This is a genomic window from Ruminococcus sp. B05, assembly GCF_003628495.1.
GTDB classification, from domain to species: Bacteria; Bacillota; Clostridia; order Lachnospirales; family Lachnospiraceae; genus Schaedlerella; species Schaedlerella hominis.
Genome location: NZ_RBZR01000026.1, coordinates 1 through 2,695, shown reverse-complemented (window position 1 = coordinate 2,695; position 2,695 = coordinate 1). Strand labels below are relative to the sequence as shown.

The window sequence follows — 2,695 nt, the reverse complement described above, 5'->3', positions numbered from 1 at the left end:
TGTTTTTTTTTTACATTTGTGGTTGTTTTTTTTGTGGTTTTTTTGCTCGAAAAAAAGCCACTAAACTCCTTCTCTATCTGGTCCACTAACGGTTGGCTTCCCACAAGAAAAGTGTTAAAATAAATATAATTATACTGAAAAAAGGAGGAACAGCTGTGCTTGATATCGGATGTAACGATGGAATGAAAACAGTGGAACGTTTTTCTTCGGAGGCAGTATCACGAGTACTCGGACTGGAATACAATGAGAAACTTGCCACGAAAGCGCAACAATCCTATGGCAATGAAAAATATAAATCGTGGGCAGAATGGCTGGAGTGTAATTATAAGACTTTAAAACGTCTAATTCTGCAGAAGAAATCAACAATCTCTATGGGGATAAAAATGTTGACTTGTACGAAAGGCAGTGAATAATGTATACAATTACTCTTGAAAATGGAATGAGATTTTATCTTAGTCGTGAGGTATATTCCGATTCCAATAAAAAAGTGGGAAAGATACAGTCTGTGGGAATCAAGAAGGAATATCGGGGAAATGAACTTGCGGTAGAAATGATGCGGAGATTTACTACAAATTACTTTAGGAGGGATGAAGGATGAAAATTAAACTTTTACCAAAATTTATCATTTCACTGGGGATTGTAGGGTTGATACTTACAATTGCGACATCACTCTTTAGTTATGCGACGTCTAAATCCTACCTTGGGAAAATGTATGCAAAGCGAGTGATGACAAATTGTAATGTTATAGCTGCGATGATTGATGTGGAAGATGTAAAAACAATTATTTCGGATGAAGGAAATCAGACACCGGAGTATCAAAAAATGTGCAAACTTTTTAACCAGCTGAAAAAAGATGGTGACGTTACATCTCTTTCACTCGTAGTTCCGGACGAAGATAGTGTTTGTTTTTATATTGACGCTCTGGTCGAAGAAATGGGAGATGATCCTGCAAATCAGATTCCTTACGGAAGCGATATCCTTTATGTCGATGCGGCGAATCCGGACGACCCGGCAGATATGGAGAAGTATGTTACCATTTGGCAAAGATATGCAAAGAATAAGGGACTTGATAAACCAATTGTCACGGATAATGATTATGGATACAACTACACGTGGGTATCGGTTATCCTTGATGAATCGGGAAATGCAATCGCAGAAATCCAGTATATACTTGATATGAGTGAAGCAAGGACATACTTAATTTCTTTGCTGACCAATATGCTGTTGATTTCTTTTGCGATTATTGGTTTGACCATCGTCGCGTACATTTTCTTCGTCAGAAAGATGGTGACAAAACCGATTGGAAAGCTTACCGATTTTACACAGGAAATCACAGAGACAAATAACTTTGAAAATCAGCGTATAGAAATCAAGACAGGAGATGAGATAGAGTCTTTGAGCGATTCCTTTAATTTTATGTTGGAGGAAATTCAGAATTATATATCAAACCTCTCTAAAATAACTGCTGAGAAGGAACGTATCGGAGCGGAATTAGATGTTGCAAAACATATCCAGGAGTCCATGCTTCCATGTATTTTCCCGCCATTTCCTGATCGGCATGAATTTGATATTTTTGCATCTATGACCCCTGCAAAAGAAGTCGGCGGTGATTTTTATGATTTTTTCCTGGTGGATGAAGATCATCTAGCAATGGTAATGGCAGATGTATCTGGTAAAGGTGTCCCGGCGGCAATGTTTATGATGATTTCAAAAACGTTGATCAAATCAGCGACACAGAGTGGATTGTCTCCGGCGGCAGTGTTAGAAAAAGTGAATAATCAGCTTTGTGAAAATAACGATGCTGAAATGTTTGTAACCGTCTGGCTTGGTATTCTGGAAATATCTACCGGAAAAATGATATGTGCAAATGCAGGACACGAATATCCGGTAATTATGCGTAAAGACGGAGAATTTGAGCTTTATAAAGATAAACATGGATTTGTACTGGCTGCTATGGAGGATATTCGATATAAGGAATACGTGCTGGAAATGAATGCAGGTGATAGGCTCTTTGTTTATACGGACGGTGTGCCGGAAACAATTAATTTGTCTAACACACTATATGGAACGGACAGAATGGTAGTTGCCCTTAATAGAGCTAAAACAGGTTCATGCAGTCAGCTGTTAGAAGCAGTACATCAAGATGTGAAATTCTTTGCCGGTGAAGCGGAGCAATTTGATGATATTACCATGCTGTGTCTCGAAATAAAAAATACGCTGCCGGATTTGAAAGAAATGAAAATTGCACCATCTTTGGACAAAATGCCAGAGGTGACAGAGTTTTTTGACAGAATTCTTTCCGAGGCAGAAGTTCCGGCAAAAACAGTTTTGCAGATCAATGTAGTTGTGGATGAAATTTTATCTAATATTATTTATTATAGTGGTGCAACCAGCGTTAAGGTCGGATGTGCTTCGATAAATGATCAGGTGATTTTGCAGTTTACGGATAATGGACGCCCATATGATCCTAGAGAAAAAGCAGATCCGGATATTAGTTTACCGCTGGAAGAACGGGAAAACGGCGGGCTTGGAATCTTTATGGTGAAAAAGATAATGGATGAAATTTCTTATGAGTACAAAGATGGTCAAAACATTTTGACGCTCTTTAAGAGGTAAGGGGGGGGCAAAAGGGGACGGAGTTTAGTGGACCAGGGAGCCAAAAGGGGACGGAGTTTAGTGGCTTTTTTGCGAGCAA

3 protein-coding genes are annotated in these 2,695 nt (G+C 38.8%); all 3 read left to right on the top strand.

Annotated features, from left to right (window positions below; all coding sequences use genetic code 11):
• The first annotated feature begins 155 nt into the window (after positions 1–155).
• The 3 genes from D8Q48_RS14345 to D8Q48_RS14335 are packed head-to-tail and all read left to right on the top strand — an operon-like array spanning position 156 to position 2,616.
• On the top strand, positions 156–413 hold the full coding sequence (locus tag D8Q48_RS14345) for a hypothetical protein (protein ID WP_121056948.1): 258 nt from the start codon (positions 156–158) through the stop codon (positions 411–413).
• Positions 413–598, top strand: a complete 186-nt coding sequence (locus D8Q48_RS14340; RefSeq protein WP_121056946.1) for a hypothetical protein — start codon at positions 413–415, stop codon at positions 596–598. The genes D8Q48_RS14345 and D8Q48_RS14340 overlap by 1 nt, the downstream gene beginning before the upstream one ends.
• Positions 595–2,616 (top strand): SpoIIE family protein phosphatase, encoded by a 2,022-nt coding sequence (locus D8Q48_RS14335; protein ID WP_121056944.1) that lies wholly within the window; start codon positions 595–597, stop codon positions 2,614–2,616. The genes D8Q48_RS14340 and D8Q48_RS14335 overlap by 4 nt, the downstream gene beginning before the upstream one ends.
• Positions 2,617–2,695: the final 79 nt, after the last annotated feature.